This window comes from Dyadobacter sp. HNCC25DJ186, from assembly GCF_056895235.1.
The window spans coordinates 24,611-40,596 of the sequence record NZ_JBXHAS010000003.1 but is presented as its reverse complement, the minus strand read 5'-3'; the positions used below and the strand labels follow the sequence as shown (position 1 = coordinate 40,596).

General features: G+C 41.8%; 8 protein-coding genes. 3 read left to right on the top strand and 5 right to left on the bottom strand.

The window, feature by feature from the left end:
• Positions 1-85 precede the first annotated feature (85 nt).
• From AC1XUO_RS09885 to AC1XUO_RS09865, 5 genes are all read right to left on the bottom strand, one after another.
• On the bottom strand, positions 86-2,683 hold the full coding sequence (locus tag AC1XUO_RS09885) for a TonB-dependent receptor (RefSeq protein WP_483329619.1): 2,598 nt from the start codon (positions 2,681-2,683) through the stop codon (positions 86-88).
• A 207-nt stretch (positions 2,684-2,890) separates the two neighbouring features.
• Complete coding sequence (locus tag AC1XUO_RS09880) at positions 2,891-4,708, bottom strand: RagB/SusD family nutrient uptake outer membrane protein (protein WP_483329618.1); 1,818 nt, start codon at positions 4,706-4,708, stop codon at positions 2,891-2,893.
• A gap of 27 nt (positions 4,709-4,735) precedes the next feature.
• Positions 4,736-8,209: a TonB-dependent receptor gene (locus tag AC1XUO_RS09875; protein WP_483329617.1), complete on the bottom strand. Its 3,474-nt coding sequence runs from the start codon at positions 8,207-8,209 to the stop codon at positions 4,736-4,738.
• A 232-nt stretch (positions 8,210-8,441) separates the two neighbouring features.
• Positions 8,442-9,443 (bottom strand): FecR family protein, encoded by a 1,002-nt coding sequence (locus tag AC1XUO_RS09870; protein ID WP_483329616.1) that lies wholly within the window; start codon positions 9,441-9,443, stop codon positions 8,442-8,444.
• Positions 9,444-9,550: 107 nt separating this feature from the next.
• Complete coding sequence (locus AC1XUO_RS09865; protein WP_483329615.1) at positions 9,551-10,132, bottom strand: RNA polymerase sigma factor; 582 nt, start codon at positions 10,130-10,132, stop codon at positions 9,551-9,553.
• 247 nt (positions 10,133-10,379) lie between these two features.
• Between AC1XUO_RS09865 and AC1XUO_RS09860 the strand changes: the two genes are divergently transcribed.
• The 3 genes from AC1XUO_RS09860 to glgB all read left to right on the top strand — a co-directional run bounded on the left by AC1XUO_RS09860 (position 10,380) and on the right by glgB (position 15,852).
• A complete protein-coding gene (locus AC1XUO_RS09860; RefSeq protein WP_483329614.1) occupies positions 10,380-12,368 on the top strand; it encodes a maltotransferase domain-containing protein in 1,989 nt (662 codons plus the stop codon).
• A gap of 117 nt (positions 12,369-12,485) precedes the next feature.
• Positions 12,486-13,691, top strand: a complete 1,206-nt coding sequence (locus AC1XUO_RS09855) for a dipeptidase (RefSeq protein ID WP_483329613.1) — start codon at positions 12,486-12,488, stop codon at positions 13,689-13,691.
• A gap of 163 nt (positions 13,692-13,854) precedes the next feature.
• Positions 13,855-15,852 carry a 1,4-alpha-glucan branching protein GlgB gene (gene glgB, locus AC1XUO_RS09850; protein ID WP_483329612.1) on the top strand — a complete coding sequence of 666 codons (1,998 nt, stop codon included), beginning with the start codon at positions 13,855-13,857 and terminating at the stop codon, positions 15,850-15,852.
• Positions 15,853-15,986: the final 134 nt, after the last annotated feature.

Below are 15,986 nucleotides of genomic sequence, written 5' to 3'. Positions count from 1 at the left end.
CCACACGGCGTTTCTTCTCGCTATAAATCTAATCAATAGCCCTCATTTTATTTCTAAAATCAGGATTGATCAGCACTTCAAATTTCTAAAATCTAAAACCCAATCTAGTAAACAGAAATGCGCCGTTACTGCCCATTTGAACCGGATCCCACGCACCGCCCGATTCCGTCAGATAGGGTTTTGACATGTTTGGATATACATTCAGAATATTACTTCCACCGATTGAAAGTGAGACATTCTTGCTGAACTTATAATTCACAGTTACGTCTGTCTGTACTTTTGGCTTGTAAACGTCTGTGTATTCCGCTGGTGTATAATCCTTATTTGTCTCTTCGTTGAAAGAACCGTAATTCCAGTTTGTCAGTTCTATTTCTCCAAATCGAACAAATCTTACCATCAAACTTAATTTGTTCACCGTGTAATCAAACGTAAGGTTGATTTTTGATGGAGGAGCTGACGCCAGTACAAAACTGCGCTCTCTTTGGTTAAAATAGGTATCTTCTTTTCCAATAAGTGCAGGGCTCGTGTTGATCGGTCCAAGTTTCATCCAGTTGAAATTAGCCGCTAGTGTGGTGCTGAAACGCCCTTTTCCCAAAGCGGTCGAATGGGCGATAATTACATCTATTCCTTTCGTTGTTGTGTATGAAAGTGCGTTGGTGAAGAACTGTGCCTGACCAACATTCAACGATTTCAATAACGGGCCGATTGCTTCATCTTCGTCACTGAACTGACCAGTTAAAACAACACGGTCTTTTACTTTTACGTAATATCCGTCCACCGTCACCGACAACGCAGATCCTTTTGGCGTAACGGTCACACCTAAACTTGCATTTTCAGATGTTTCCTGTTTCAGCTCCGGAATTCCGAGGGCTTTGGTAACAGCACTGTTATTATTTGCCAGAAGAACCTGAACAGCCTGTCCATTGACGAAGTTGGTAAATGTTGAATTGAAATACTTCTGAGCCAGTGACGGCGCGCGGAATCCTGTACTCACCGAGCCGCGAATCGCGATATCGTCAGTGATCTTGTATCTGGCGCCCAGTTTACCATTTAATGTACTTCCAAAATCACTGTAATTTTCGAAACGAACTGCGGCGTCAACCAAAAGTTTTTTTGTGATATCAGCTTCAATATCGACGTAAGCGGCAACATTTGAACGGCTGTTATTGGTGATATCCGCCGGGCTGAAACCTGGAAAACCCTGAGAACCGCCTGCGAAATTCTGATCATAGGTTGCGTATGAAGCTTCCTCTCCTGCAAATATTTTGTAGCGTTCCGTACGGTATTCTCCTCCAAAGGCAACATTCAGGCCACTTAGAATTGATTTGTAAAATCTTGTAAAATTCAGGTTGGTAACGTTTTGCCCCAGTTGAAAACCTCCCGCCTCAAATGAAGTCTGCGACTGCGCTCCAAGCGACGTGTTTAAAGAATTTTTGACAGAAAAGTCAAATTTGTTAAACCCGTAGGTATTACTCAAATCTATATCCCATTGTTTCCATACACCTCTCACACCAACTGTCGCCGCATTGTCGGTAATCTTGCTTGCGATAATCGGATCGAAACCATTTGGATAAATTGCAGGAATATTTTTAGGATCATCAGCAAAACGTGTCCAGGCATAAGCATCTCCGGTGCGGGTATTATGGCCGCCGAAACTATAAACCTGGAAGTTTTTTCCAACTGGGATTTTTGCGTTGTAGTAAATCGCAGCATTTTTCATCTGAGGATCACCATATTGTCTGCGGCTGATTTCGTCAAGCGGACTCGTATTGGCGCGGTTCGTGTGATCGCGGAAGTTGTAGTCGGCGGTAACATTAATGAAACCAGTTTTAGCCACTTTCAAACCATAATTCAGATTGACATTATAATTCTGTCCATCAAAATTTTTATCATCAAAACGGTATTTGGCTTTGTACATTCCTGCATTTACATTGGCAGTTAATTGATTCACTGTTTCTTTCAAAACAATATTAATAACACCCGCGATTGCATCCGAACCATATTGTGCTGCCGCACCATCTCTTAATATTTCAATTCTTTCAATGGCAGCCGCTGGAATTGCGTTCAGGTCCGTGCCCGTATTTCCACGGCCTCTTGAACCAAACAAATTTACCAATGCAGACTGATGACGTCTTTTCCCGTTAATAAGCACCAGCGTTTGATCCGGGCCCAGGCCGCGCAGCGAAGCCGGATCCACATGATCAGCACCATCCGAACCAGTCTGTCTGTTTGAGTTGAAGGAAGGAGCTGCAAATTGTAAAAGCTGATTCACGTCAAGCTGCCCTTGTTTGGTGGTAACTTCCTGGATGTTGATCACGTCAATAGGTGCCGGTGTATCAGTTGATGAACGGTTCATGTTTCTCGAACCAACTACAGTAACCTGACTTAATAAGGTTGCATCTTCGAGCGTAAAATTCTGAGTTTCCTGACCGCCAATTTCCTTTTCGATTTTGTTGTAACCGACATAAGTGACGATCAATGTTGCATTGGAATACCCAACTGACAGGGTGTAAACTCCGCTTCCGTCGGCCGTTGTGCCGTTGCTGGTCCCTTTTTCGATTACTGAGGCGCCGATTAGCGGGTCGCCATTGGCATCTGTAACTTTTCCTGATACTTTAAATTTCTGAGCGAAGGCTGAAAGTGAAAGTAAGAAGAAAAATAGTGATAAATAACATTTAGTCATGTGACGAAGTTTAAGTAATAAAACCGCAAATTAAGCTAATAAAAGTTTACAATTTTTGACTATCACTTAATTATATTTTCCGTAACGCAGTTTATGCAGAATGGTAATAATATGAATTTTATATTTTTGAACGTAATAATACAAATGCAAAAAACCTTGCAGTCAGAAATCTGAGCTGCAAGGTTTTTCTCTGATTAAACACGATTGTTATTGATATCCCGGATTTTGGACGATCTCTTTATTCTGATCTCTTACCGACTGTGGGATAGGGTTCATGTACATTTTCTTGTGGAATACGTGTGGGTGGTTCAGGCCGACCACTTCGTAAACCCATCTTCCCCTGTTATCATTAGGTGAAGAATTCGTGATTTTCATGCCGTGCAAATCTTTATTCATTACATCTTCTGCAATGGCCCAGCGAATGATATCGTAAAATCTTTTTGACTCAAAACAAAGCTCAACACGGCGTTCTCTGCGGATTGCCTCCCGCATTTGATCCTTGCTCAATCCTGCCGGCAGTTCCGGAAGAGCGGAACGTTTGCGTATTGCATTAATGGCAGCATAAACGGAAGCATCTGCGCCGGAAACTTCGTTTTGAGCCTCGGCATAATTCAGTAATACTTCTGCATAACGATAGTAAACATAATTCTGGCCGCTTGAAGCACCGCCTCTCGGTTTCAGTGGATTAATTTTTTTCTTGAAATAATATCCCGTATTTCCAACATCATCAGTACCAAAATCAATCTGGTTTTTCGAAGGTTTTACTTTATCAATTCTGGTGTAAATGGTGTCTACTCTCGCCATCCAGTCCTGTTTATAAGGAGCGCCATCGTACACCACAAAATCATAGAAACGTTTTTCGCGGTTGACGTATGGATTTTGCGGATCATAACCAGATGTAGGATCGGAGATTGGTTTGCCATTAGCCATCGCAAACTGATCGACAAGTTCCTGTGTTGGATTATAGTTGCCCCAGGTATAATAAACGCCGTCAATCCAGACTGGTCCGCCATATTGCTCATAGTTGGAGCCCATGATCACAGCGACAATCTGGCGATCCCAGATCACTTCGGCATTGTATTCATTTTTCTCCCACCAGAAAGCAGAAATATCCGGAAACAAACCATAAGTGCCGCCGTAAGTATCCATGAAAAGCTTGTTGGTAGCCGCGGCTTTTTTCCAACGTTCCGGATCATTGTTTCCGAAACTGATCATCTTGTTCGGATCGGCGCCGGCAGGGGAATTTGCTGTATTAAAAGCCGGACTTGCAGCATATAATTCAAGCCAGCCTTTCAACGCAAGGGCTGCGCCAAGTGTCGAACGGCCCGCATTTGCATCGCCATTATTATATTTCACCGGCAAAGCTTTATTGGTTACAATTGCATCCAGTTCGGAAGTTATAAAATTGAAGGTTTCCTCAAAAGTGCTCCGTTTATTGTAAAGCTCTTCCGTAGACATTGTATTCCTGTCGAGAGTTTTTGTCAGGATCGGGAGGCCGCCCATGTGCATAAACAATTCACTGTACAGAAACGCCCGTAAAAATCTCACTTCATCAATTTTCTGCTTCACAAAAGCTTCTGAGAAATTGGCAGCATTTTCTGTAACCCGCTCAATAAATAAATTACACTTCCGGATCTTGTAATATCCTGCCGACCAGGTGGCGTAATCCGTTGCGTGATTGGTCGAATTGGTAACCGTGGCCGCTGTATTGTATTCCTGATCCATGGGCGAGCCCTGATTCACGGACGGATCTACGATACCCTGTTTCCAGCTATATGAACGCCAGTAAAATCCGGCATCATTATCATCCGTGAAATTGTCAAGATTTTCAGGTGAATTCCATTTATTGGAAAGATCGTGGTAAATATCATTCAGGAAAATATCCGCATTCCCTTCTGATTCCCACTGTGTTTCTTCCGTCAGCCGGCTTTTTATTTCGTTATCCAGAAAATCTTCTTTACAGGAAATCGTGCTGAGGCAAAGGCCGAGCAGCGCTGTAAAAATGATTTGTTTCGTATTTTTCATATCAGATAATATTAGAATGGTCAAAAATCAGAAAGTAACATTCAAACCGAATACATAAACTTTTTGGTTGGGATAAGCCGTTTCACGATCTGTGTAGCCAACTTCCGGATCCATAAAATTCAGCTTGCTCAAAGTGAAAAGGTTTTGTCCCGATGCATAAATCCGCACCGACTGAATCTTCAAAGCCTGTATTAAACTTTTTGGAAGCGTGTAACCGATGATTGCAGTCTTCAAACGCACATGCGCAGTACTTGTCCACCAGAAATCCGAAGCCTGGGTATTGTTGGCATAAGGTGCCTGTGTTGCTCTCGGGTAACGTGCTCCCTGATTGTCAGGTGTCCAGCGGTTGTCATAATATTCGTAGCTGGAATTGCTATTATTATTGTTAAAAGGAATGGTTTGAAACTGGCGGATATCAAGGCTGGCAAGCGCCGATCCCTGGAAAAAGAGGCTGACATCAAAGCCTTTCCAGTTTGCTGTCGGCGTAAGACCATAACTCAAAAATGGCGAGACAGGTTTTCCAATGACCGCTTCATCGTTCGCATCGATTCTTCCGTCCGGCTTTCCATCAGGCCCGCTGATATCAGCATAACGGATATCACCAGGATGCAAAACGCCAAATTGTGTTACATTGTAACCATCTTTTGTATCAATGATCCCGTCATCATTTGTGTCGTCTTCGGTTCCGAAAATTCCCAGCGCCTTATAGCCGAATGGTGTTCCGAATGGACGGTTTGTCCGGCTGCGATTTGGATTGTTGCGGGTTGCTGCCGTTTCGAAGATCTGTACCATTTTGTTTTTGGCAAAACTCATGTTTCCGTTAATACCAAGTTTTAGCCCGTTCGAAAATTTGTATTGTGTACCGAGACTGAATTCAAATCCGGTGTTGGTCATGATTCCTGCATTTTCATCCGCAAGTCCAAGTCCGTACTCGATCGGGACGCTCACAGCAGGAGGCAATAACATACCGCTTCTTTTTTCGTGGAAATAATCTGCCTCGATATTCAGCAAACCTCTCCATAACGTTGCTTCAAAACCGATATCTGTTTTGGTCGCAATTTCCCAGGTGATATTTTTATTTGCCTCGTTTGGAAGATATGAACCCTGAACCATAGAGCCGGCACCGAGCGCGTAAGCATTTCCATACAAATTATATCCTGTCAGATATTGAAAAGCAGTACCGGCTAGATTTCCGGATTTTCCCCAAGATCCTCTTATTTTCAGGTTATCCACCATCGGAAGACTTTTCTTGATGAAATCTTCTTCTGACATTACCCAACCCACAGAGAATGCCGGGAAGTATCCATATCTTTTTCCCGGCGCAAAGTAGTAGTGCCCATCATAACGGCCTGACGCTTCGAAGAGATATTTTCCGGCATAAGCATAACCAACCCGGTAGACATAACCAATCTGACTTCCGGTCGATGATGTTCCTGAGTTGTCAAAATCATTCTTATTCGAGCTGCCCATATCGAGTTCATCCGTATTGATGGCGAAGTTATTTCTGCGGGCAGAGAAAATTTCGTAGGTATTATTTCTCGCTTCTGCTACTAACAAACCAGTGAAATCATGTTTTCCAAATGAATTATGGTAATTCAGATAAGCCTGATAACTGAACGTTTGCGTTTTTCTATATTCCTGTCTCAGATAGGTAAAGGCCGGTGCGCCACCTTCTGAGGTAGAAATTTCTCTTTTGTAAGTGTAAGGCGTTACATTGGTATTTTGGGTGTAATAATAAAATGGCGTGTGCCAGCCTTTCTCAGTCCGCTGGTTTGGATCATAACTGAAAGTACCTTTGATACTTAATCCTTTTACAGGAAGTTTCTGTTCAATCGCCAGCGTTGTTAACAGGGTGTTATTTGTATTTCTCCTATAACCTGCATTCAGGATGCCAACCGGTGAATTTCCTGCAAATTCACCCCATAAACCATTGCTGTAATACAAGCTGCGGATTGGAATATATTTGAATCCATTCCTGAAAAGATTGGTAGCATTGACCGCATCATCCACAGATTTTGTGTTTTCAATAGATCCAATCAGCGCCAGGGTAACAGTAGTTGTTTTGGTTGCCTGCGCTTCCAGATTCAGGTTGTAGTTGTAACGGGTATAGCGAATTGGGTCAAACATCCCTTTTTGCTGTAAAAAACCCAAACCTGCGTAGTACTTGATTTTTTCAGCGCCTCCGCTCAATTGCAGATTATAATTTTGCATCGGCGCATTCATATTAACCAGCTTTTTACTGTCGCTGATCGGGTAAAGATCCGGATCTTTTGCATTCAGACTTATGTAATTCTCAATAAGATCTGTTGCAAATGGAACCTGCGTTCCCGTCGGATTTTCGTTGGAATAGGCTTCATTTTTCAGCCGCATATAATCCTGCGCACTCAGTAATTTTGGATAATATGTCGGTGTCTGTGTTCCGTAATAGCTGCTGAAAGTCAGGGAAGGCGCACCTGTTTTTCCTCTTTTTGTGGTGATCAAAACTACGCCGTTAGCCCCGCCAAGTCCGTAGGGAGCAACCGCCGCAGCATCTTTCAAAACTGAAATTGTCTCAATCGCAGTCGGGTCGATCTGGTTAATATTATCACGAATAATTCCGTCGACAACGATAAGCGGTTTATTATTTCCGGTCGTTCCAATTCCTCTAATATGAATTTCAGGAGAATCTGCACCTGGCTGGCCACCATTTGGACGCATGCTGACACCCGCAACTCTTCCGGCCATGGAATTAGAAATATTCGGTACCGGCGTTTCGGCAATTTCTCCTCCCTTAATGGAAGCAACCGAACCTGTTAAAGTTGATTTTTTCTGCGTACCATATCCAACTACGATCACTTCGTCAAGCGCTTTGGTATCGGCTATAAGGGAAATGTCAACAGTTGTACGGTTGCCAACAATTACTTCCTGCGAAATAAAACCCACGAAAGAGAATATCAAAACCGCATTTGCATCTGGCAATTCCAGCTGATATTTTCCGTTGATATCGGTGGTTGTTCCGCGCTGCGTTCCTTTTAAGATGATACTTACTCCCGGTAACCCGTCACCCGATTCAGCCTTGACGGTGCCGGATATACTAACATCTGCAAATGCCTCAGTCGATTTGGGCTGTTGAGATAAATTTTCACCAGTTTTAACGGCAGATTTTGACAGAAGTATCTGATCGTTGCTGACTTTATAAGCGATGCCCATCGGAGAAAATAAATGATCAAGAACCAAAGATAATTTTTCCTGGTTTGCCGTAATCGTTACGCCCTGATGCGCTTTGACGAGGTCACTGCTGTATGCAAAGCGCATTTTTGCTTTTTGCTCGATTTTGGTAAGAGCTTCCTGCAAAGACACATTTTTTACTTCCAAAGTTATTCCCCTGTTCAGCAGATCCTGGGCTGGCGTGGTATGTGCATAGGCCATTGCAGAAAACAAACCGACGCAAACGAGTTGATAAAATGTTAATCGCATGATTTTGAATAGCAATCCATGCCGTGGATGAAAATGTTTTTTCATAATTTTACTGAGAATTGATTAAATGTTGGAAACAACGATCCTGCAAAATCACTAGGCAACATTTGCCGGGTGATCACTTGTGAACTGCACGTTCTTGGATATCTGATCAATTTATTTTCAGGAGTGTCGCAACCACTCCTGATTTTTTTTGAACAGACATTAATTTGATTGAGTAATTGTCTTAGGTCATTTGCTGCACTGTTTAAGTATTTAACACGCTAATTATTAACTATCAATTACAACCTTCTCCTTTCAAAATCACCTTCTCGCCGTCAATCTCATACGTCGTCCCAAGAAGTGTTTCGATCATTCCAAGAATTTCAGGCAGTTTTTGGTTATTGAAATCTACTTTCAGACGACATTTTTTGATGGCAGGATTCGCGAATTCGATTTTTATGCGAAAGGTATTTTGCAGGCGATCAGCGACTTCACTCATGGGTGTTTCGTCAAAAACCAATGAAACCGATTGCCAGTTTTCATTGATTACCTCATTGCTCTGTGAAACATCTACGGTCATTCGATTGGTAATTTTTTCAAATACAGCTTGTTGTTTTGGTTTTAATACAACTGTCTCCGTTTTGTGATCCGGGTTTTGTTTACTTACTGCAACGCTTCCCGTAACAACCGAAACTTTGTAACTCGATTCATTTTCATTCGCCTTCACGTTGAAGCTGGTACCCAACACTTCTGTTTTCAATTTGCCGCAGTGAATGATGAATGGATGCCGGGCATCACGCGCTACGTCAAAAAATGCTTCACCTTGAAAATTTATTTCACGATTTATTTTTGAGGCGAAGGAGTAGGGATGTGTTACAAAAGCACCAGGTTGAAGCCAGACAATACTATGATCAGGCAAATTGTAGCGAATGATTCTTTTCTCATTGTTACGAAAAGTGACCTGTGAGGAATCGATAGAATTTGTTTCTGCTAAGATTTTTCTGGTTTTCTGCTGAGTATCATAGGTAAAGAAAATGCCCAGGCCTATAACAGCTGCGGCAGCATAATACCACAATTTCCTTGCTGGCAGAATTCTGGTTTTGGGGATATTTTCCGAATCTGAAATTTGCAATTGAATTCGTTCGTACAATACTTCCTCATCAGAGGCTGAAAAAGTCTCCCCGGAATCAATTTTAAGGTTTTGATACCATGCGTCAACAAGTGCGCGCTCGTGTTCGCTGCACTGCTTATTCAGATATCTTTTGAATAAATCAGAAGAAGGAATTTTGGGATCCATTTTAGGTGTACAATTTACACTTGTTGATATAGCTTTATTATACAGTCTGCTATTTCAATGGATATCCCTTAGTCAAATATGAATTTATTTTTAAAAAATTGAATTCATCAGGCAAATGCAACGCTTATAAGCGCTAAAGCGATGTAATCCTTCATCTCAACACGAAGAATCCGAAGTGCTTTGCTGATGTGCCCTTCAACCGTTTTTTCTGAAATTGCCAGTGTCAGAGCGATTTCTTTGAGGCTGTAACCCTTACGACTCAGAACAAAAACCTGGCGGCATTTTTCGGGAAGTTTAAGAAGTGATTGCTCGTAAAGCTCGCTTAACAGATTGTAGTCGACATGCTCGCGCGTCTCATCGTCGGCGGGAGATTCCACCTCATCAATCGAAAAAACGTGTTTTTTTTGCTCCTGATAATAATAATTGACGATGTTATATTTCAGCATTCCCTGCAAATAGGCCTGGGCATTTTTCTGAATATCAAATTTATTTCTTCCAAGCCAGAATTTATAAAACACTTCCTGCACCAGATCCTCGGCGGCAGTGCGAGCTCCCGTTTTCCTAATAGCCGTATGCACCAGTAAACGAACATGCCGGCTGTATAACTCTCCAAAAGCAAGTGCATCATTTTGCTGACAAATCAGTTTTGTCAACTCTTCGTCGGAAAAAAGGCGGTAAGTAGTGATCAATTTTTCAGTGATTTAATATCGGTTTAACAACATCTTTTGTTACTGTTTAAACAAAATCAATTCTTCGGGGCGCGATATTTACAACCATAAGGAAACCGTGATAATTTTATACTTGTCATATATACACTAAAAAATCAGTAATAATTTTATGCTGGAATGATTTCGTTAGCGAATCCCTGATATTAACGGTTTAATCAATATTTGTGAATATTTTTAGTAAAAATTGAAAGTAAATTATTTTTCATATATGAATAACGACTCTGATAAGGCAGGACTTGTAATACTGACCAACGATCCTGTGGTGATTGAAAATGTTATTCCCCAAATTGATCACGGAAAATTCCCGGTTAAAGTGATTGAAGGGGATACCTTTTTTGTCTATGCCGATATTTTTACAAATGGCAACAATAGTCTGGCTGCAAGGATTTTATATCAATATGAAGATGAAAATAGTTGGCGCGAAACTTATTTGAAGCCGATTGGTAATGATCGTTGGGAAGGACAATTTCGGGTAGAAAAAACCGGGTCGTGTAAGTATTTTATAAAAGCCTGGATCGATCCGATTGCAACCTGGCAATCAGAAATGATGAGAAGGGTGCATCATTTTTTTTTCCTCACTGATTTACTGCCCACAGGTGTTTCACTTTTGGAAGGGATGGCCAAAAAAGCCTCCAAAGAAGACAAAGCACTGATTAAGGAAGCTGTCAGGATTTTTAAAGATCAAAAAAGAGCAGACGAAGCGGGGCAATTAGCGATGAGCTTTCGCTTTACAGAGTGGCTAAACCGGTATCCGGACATGACATTATCCACTGAAACTGATGAATTTGAATTAAATTCCTATCAAAAAAAGGTAGAGTTCAGCTCGTGGTACACGATGTTTCCCCGTTCAGCATCTCCTTTTAAAGGAAAACACGGAACATTTCAGGATGTCGTCAATTTAATGCCAAGAATTGCAAATATGGGATTCGACGTGCTGAATTTCCCGCCAATTCATCCCATTGGAAATCAAAAAAGGAAGGGGAAAAATGGCAGTAAAAAGGTAGAACAGGGTGATCCAGGTTCGCCTTATGCGACCGGAAATTCTATTGGCGGACATGAAACCGTTCATCATGAATTGGGTACGATTGATGATTTTAAAGATCTGGTCGCGGAGGCGAAGAAGCACGATATCTCAATAGCGCTGGATTTCGCTTTACAATTTTCTCCTGATCACCCGTGGCTAACCCTGCATCCCGATTGGTTTGAAAAACCAAGTTCCGGATCAAGTGACTTGACAGCTTCACCAAATACCTCGCAGCCTGATTTTTTACAAATTAAAATTAATACTGAAAACAGGGAAGAAATTAAAAATACCGTGCTGCAAATATTAAAGGTATGGATCGATTGTGGTGTTTTAATTTTCAGGATTGCTGAACCTGACTACCATCCGGTAGGCTGGTGGCAGGAAATAATTCGTGAAGTGAATGCCAACAGCCCTGAAATTATTTTTTACGCCGGCACTGTAACACGCCCGAAAGTGATGAATTATCTCGCAAAATCGGGGTTTGCCTTATCAGATTCCTATTTTATGTGGAGAAATTCGGGATATGAATTGAAGCAATATATCAATGAAATTGCCTATTCGGAGCAAAAAGATTTTTTCAGGCCTGTTTTCCGGATCAACTCGCCCGACCTTAATCCTTATAATTTACAATCCGGGCATGAGCCCCAGCAATTGATCAGGTTTTTTCTCGCCGCAACCTTATCTGGCTGTTATGGTATTTATGGGCCCGTTTTCGAACAGTTGGTATATGAGGCTTTCCCTGGCAAAGAAGATTACTGGAATTCGGAGAAATATGAAATTAAACATTGGGATTGGGATAAGGAAACGAAAATCACGTACCTGATTACGATGATTAACAGGATAAGAAAGGAAAATCAGGCATTACAGCAGACAAACCGGATCCATACCTGTGCCGTCCAGAATGACCAGATTATGGCTTACTACAAAAGCCATGATAATGGTAACAAAATTCTTTGTGTCGTAAATCTGAATGCCCATCACAGGCAGTCTGGTATGGTCCAGGTTCCTCTGCATTTAATAAATAAAAACGACGATGAAATTTTCATCGCCCACGACCTCATCACCGACGCGCGGTATGAATGGCGAGGTGAATGGAATTATGTTGAGCTCGACCCGCACATCCTTCCGTTCCATTTGTTACGAATCGAGGATTATTATGGAGAATACTATTAAAAAGTTGGCAAATATGGATAAGTGACAAATATGTATTGGTTTTTTACATGAAAAAAGGTGAATTTGGTGGTTGCAGAGGGTTTCTGCCAAATTTTCACTCTTACAATATTACTACTTATGAAAAAGCTGTTACTTCTCCTCGCTCTGCCGTTGGTATCGCATGGTCAGACAAATCCGGATGTTATCAAGGAAAAAGCTGCCAAAATTCACGAAAAAGCGTTGACTATTGATACCCACGCGGATGTCCCGATAAACATGATGAAAGAGGGGTTTGATGTTGCGATCGAGCATGAATATGCAAAAGATGGTTCTCAAATTGATTTCCCGCGAATGAAAAAAGGAGGCATGGACGGCATGTTTTTCGCAGTTTATTTAGGGCAGGGGAAACGTTCTCCGGAGACCAATGCTGAGGCGAAGAAAAAGGCGTTAGCAATTTTTGATAAAATTCATGACGCAGTGAAGAAAAATCCGGAAGTTGCCGGCATAGCTACTACGCGTGCCGATGCTTACAGATTACAAAAAGAAGGAAAAAGAGCGGTTTTTATAGGTATGGAAAATGGCTGGCCGGTTAATAATGATCTTGCCAACCTTAAACTTTACTATGATCTTGGTCTTCGGTATATCACACTTTCTCATTCGGCAAACAACGATATCGCTGATTCTTCCACAGATCCGGACGGTCCGGAATGGAATGGTTTGAGCCCTTTTGGGGAACAAGTTGTGAAAGAAATGAACCGTTTGGGAATGATGGTGGATATTTCTCACGTATCTGATTCAACTTTTTATGATGTTATTAAATTGACAAAAGTTCCGGTTATTGCATCGCATTCCTCTTGCCGCGCGCTCTGTGATGTGCCAAGAAATATGACAGATGACATGATCAAAATTTTGGCTAAAAACGGTGGTGTAATCCAGATCAATTTTGTTCCTGGTTTTGTGAAAAAACCTTCCATGCAGCAGGAGCTTTCAGTGAAAGCACTTCGTATGAAACTCCGTCAGACAGATCTTTCTCCGGAAGATAGAAAGGCACTATTTGAAGAAATGAAGGCGAATGCCAAGAAATATGAGTCGGATATGCCGACGATTGTAGATGCTGTAAATCATATCGAACACGTAATAAAGCTGACAAGCGTAGACCACGTAGGGATTGGCATGGATCTTGATGGCGGTGGAAGGGTAAAAGGACTCGACGATGTAAGCCAAATTGGGGTGATCACAGAGGAACTTGTTCGCCGCGGTTATTCAGCGAAGGATATCGAAAAGATCTGGGGCGGAAATATTATGCGTGTTTTGGAAGCGGTTGAAAAGGGGAAAACGATGTAACAAAAGTACTTTGGCATTGGTTTTTTAGATGAGATATGAAATAATAGATACATTTTAAGAAATAGTTTAATAAAATTGTAAATTGAAGCGATTACGGAAGGGAGCTAACAACTCCCTGGTAGTCCATACTCTCATCCGATTATTGTAAATTGTATATTAACCAATGACTAAGTCAACAAGTAAAAATAAAAAGAATGCGTCCCAAGCGCCTTCGGTGGACCAGGACTTGGTTTCGGTGGAAAAACCTGATTTGAAGCCAGTAGAAACCCTTACCCGTTTTACAGACTTCGACATTCACTTGTTTAAGCAGGGGAAACATTTTAAGTTATATGAAAAACTAGGTTCTCACGTCATGGAATTCCAAGGTGTAACGGGAACCTATTTTGCAGTTTGGGCACCAAATGCCTCGTCCATTGCAGTAATCGGTAACTTTAATGGTTGGAACAAAGGTGAACACGGACTTGCACCGCGTTGGGACAGTTCTGGTATATGGGAAGGATGGATACCTAATATCGGGGTTGGTGAAGTCTACAAATATTTTATCATTACGAACGACGGACAGCATCTGGAAAAATCGGATCCGTTTGCATTATGGTGTGAAGTGGCGCCTAGAACCGCTTCGATCGTTTGGGATACCTGGTATGAATGGAACGATTCCGAATGGCTCAAATCCCGGAAAGAAAAAAATAAACTGAATGCACCGATTTCCGTATATGAGGTGCATTTAGGGTCCTGGCAACGTGATCCGTCGGATCCTGAGCGTTTCCTGACATATAAAGAAATCGCAGAGACGCTGGTTCCTTATGTGAAAGAAATGGGTTTTACGCACGTAGAGCTTATGCCGATCATGGAACATCCGTATCCGCCTTCTTGGGGATATCAGATTACCGGATACTTTTCCTGCGCTTCCCGGATGGGCACGCCGCAAGAGCTTATGTATCTGATCGATCGATTGCATCAGGAAGGAATCGGTGTTTACGTAGATTGGGTTCCTTCGCATTTTCCGGGGGATGCACACGGACTTTTCCGCTTCGACGGAACGTCACTTTACGAACATGAAGATCCAAGAAAGGGATATCATCCGGATTGGAAAAGTTATATTTTTAACTACGGCCGTAATGAAGTACGTTCCTTTTTAATTAGTAATGCCATATTCTGGATGGATCGGTATCATACCGATGGGCTTCGTGTAGACGCGGTAGCTTCTATGTTATATCTTGATTATTCAAGAAAACACGGCGAATGGATTCCGAATGAATTTGGCGGACGTGAGAATCTCGAAGCAATTTCTCTGCTTCGCGACATGAACATTGCAGCATATTCTGAATTTCCTGATATCCAGAGTATTGCGGAGGAATCCACAGCATTTCCAGGGGTATCCCGTCCGGTGTTTGTCGGAGGCCTTGGTTTCGGGATGAAATGGATGATGGGTTGGATGAATGATACTTTGAAATATTTCGAAAAAGATCCGGCTTTCCGAAAATGGCATCAGGATCAACTAACATTTAGTCTTGTTTATGCTTTCTCTGAAAACTTCATGCTGCCGTTTTCGCATGATGAAGTGGTTTATGGAAAGAAATCGCTTATCAATAAAATGCCAGGCGATGAATGGCAGAAGTTTGCGAATCTGAGGTTGATGTTCAGTTATATGTTCACACATCCCGGAACGAAACTTATGTTCATGGGCTGCGAATTCGGACAAACATCTGAATGGAATTTTGAACAAAGCCTGGACTGGCATTTGCTCGACTTTGCTCCTCACAAAGGAATGAAGGAATGCGTAAAGGCGTTGAACAAAATTTACAAAACTGAAATCGCGCTGTCGGAGTATTCGTTTTCAAGTGAAGGTTTTGAGTGGATTGATACGCAGGACAGGGAAAATTCTGTTTTGGTATATGCAAGAAAATCGTCAGATCCGGCACACAATCTTGTGATCGTTCTTAATCTGACAGCGGTTCCGAGGCCAGATTATAGAGTAGGCGTTTTAACAGGTGGTCTATGGGAAGAAGTTTTTAATTCTGATGACTTGCTGTATTATGGAAGCGGACAGCTGAACTCGCAGCCTGTGAAAGCCGAAAACCAGCTATGGCATGGAAAAGATTATTCTGTGAAATTAAATCTTCCGCCTATGGCAGCGGTTATACTTAAAAAGAAATTATAGGTCGCAATATTGTTATTGTGCAACTTGTAAAAAATGTAGCCGTTAGATAAGAATTGTGCGTATTATTAGTAAGAAATTAGAAAAACAGTAATAAGTTAAAGGCAGAGACATCTCTGCCTTATTTTTTTAGAGTA

Excerpts from the sequence above, each read along its gene's own strand:
- AC1XUO_RS09885 (WP_483329619.1), bottom strand. The coding sequence starts at position 2,683 with ATGACTAAATGTTATTTATCACTATTTTTCTTCTTACTTTCACTTTCA.
- AC1XUO_RS09880 (WP_483329618.1), bottom strand. The coding sequence starts at position 4,708 with ATGAAAAATACGAAACAAATCATTTTTACAGCGCTGCTCGGCCTTTGC.
- AC1XUO_RS09875 (WP_483329617.1), bottom strand. The coding sequence starts at position 8,209 with ATGAAAAAACATTTTCATCCACGGCATGGATTGCTATTCAAAATCATG.
- AC1XUO_RS09870 (WP_483329616.1), bottom strand. The coding sequence starts at position 9,443 with ATGGATCCCAAAATTCCTTCTTCTGATTTATTCAAAAGATATCTGAAT.
- AC1XUO_RS09860 (WP_483329614.1), top strand. The coding sequence starts at position 10,380 with ATGAATAACGACTCTGATAAGGCAGGACTTGTAATACTGACCAACGAT.
- AC1XUO_RS09855 (WP_483329613.1), top strand. The coding sequence starts at position 12,486 with ATGAAAAAGCTGTTACTTCTCCTCGCTCTGCCGTTGGTATCGCATGGT.
- glgB (WP_483329612.1), top strand. The coding sequence starts at position 13,855 with ATGACTAAGTCAACAAGTAAAAATAAAAAGAATGCGTCCCAAGCGCCT.